Here is a 1,454-nt window from a genome sequence, read left to right as displayed (position 1 = left end):
AAACCTGCTAAAAAGTCAAGCCCCAATTGAAAGAAAATTTGCGGGTGGAAAAAGAGCATAGCAAAGCAGAGGCGGCAAAACGGATTGTTTGGCCGCCTCAAACAAAGCATTGGAGATCTCAGCTCGTTCTACTGCGGCAAGCTGCGGTAGAGCTCTGTGACCTTACCATAATAGACTCGGAGGAACTTATTCAGACCTGCCACCATGGCGAGTTTACCGCTTTTCCCCTCGCTGCGTTTTTTCTCAATGAATGTAAAGATCGGATCGTTTGCCGGTTTGTGCATCACATAGCTCTGCATGACTTCATACCCGGTCTTACGCAGATAGCGATTTCCCCGCTTGGAGATGTGCCGGTTATTCGCGCTGAATTTGCCGGACTGGTACGGCGGCGCGTCAATGCCGGCGTATGCGATGAGCGCCCGCTTGCTGTGAAAGCGGCGGACATCTCCGATCTCCGCGATCAGGCGCGGAGCCAGCGTGTCCCCGATGCAGGGCATTTCGCGCACAAGAGAATATTCCGGCAGGGTCTTGGCGAGAGCTTGCATCTGTGTTAAAATAGCGTCACGGGACGCCTCCACTGTGTGGAGGACTCGTATCGCTTCCGTAATGACGATCTGCGTAGATGGTGCGTCGGGAAGCACAGGGATACCGTTTTGAGCTGTGGCAAAGATGAGCGCTGCCATACGTTCGTGATTGCGGTATCCCTTTTTTTCCGCCCATTTGCAATAATCCTTCCGAAAGCGCGTTTCTCCCATTTTGAGGATGTGAGCGGTGTGACGATACCGCAGGACAAAGTCCGAAAGCTTGTGCCGTCCGGCATGGTCGTTCATGAGCTCCTGCATACCGGGCAAAACCTGGTTACAGAGGGCGTTAAAATCGACCTTCGCCTTGATCAGGATGGAGGTCATCTGGTAGTATTGCCGCGCCAGAAGCTGCAGCTCCCGATATGTATTTTCTGGCAGTCTGGTAGGTTGAAGCTCCGGCCAATAGGCCAGGCCGTACAAAGCGATCTGCATGGCGTCGATTTGATCGGTCTTCACCCTGCGGATGCTTTGCGAGCAAAACCGCTTCATCCGCAGCGAGTTGACAACGGAGACGAATATTCCGTTCTCCAACAATGCGGCCACCACCGGGCAATGGTAGCTGCCGGTGCTTTCCAGAACGACACGAACCTCTTCGCCGCTGCCGCGCAGCAGCGAAACCAGCTCTGACATCCCTTCCCTCGTGTGCTGAACTTCAAACGGAGTGTACACGATTTCTCCTCTCGGCTTCATTCCGCACACGGTACTTTTTCCTTTGGACACATCGATCCCGATACTGAGCATGGGCATTCCTTCTTTCCTGATAAAATATTGCAATGCTTCCGCACCGGCTTATTACGATTCAAATTGGTTCGTGACGCGCACGCGGCATAGCCGGAGCAACCTGCTCAATCGAATCTTTATAACAAGAGG

The 1,454-nt window shown here is 53.2% G+C and carries 1 protein-coding gene; it reads right to left on the bottom strand.

Features of this window, described 5'->3' with window-relative positions; all coding sequences use genetic code 11:
• Window positions 1-128: 128 nt before the first annotated feature.
• A complete protein-coding gene (locus H8Z83_RS19010) occupies window positions 129-1,325 on the bottom strand; it encodes an IS110 family RNA-guided transposase (protein ID WP_187016463.1) in 1,197 nt (398 codons plus the stop codon).
• Window positions 1,326-1,454 lie beyond the last annotated feature (129 nt).

This window comes from Dysosmobacter segnis (genome assembly GCF_014297285.1).
GTDB lineage: Bacteria > Bacillota > Clostridia > Oscillospirales > Oscillospiraceae > Oscillibacter > Oscillibacter segnis.
This window is presented reverse-complemented; position numbering and strand designations above follow the sequence as displayed.

Coding starts and splice junctions, on each gene's coding strand:
- H8Z83_RS19010 (WP_187016463.1), bottom strand. CDS start 1,325: ATGCTCAGTATCGGGATCGATGTGTCCAAAGGAAAAAGTACCGTGTGC.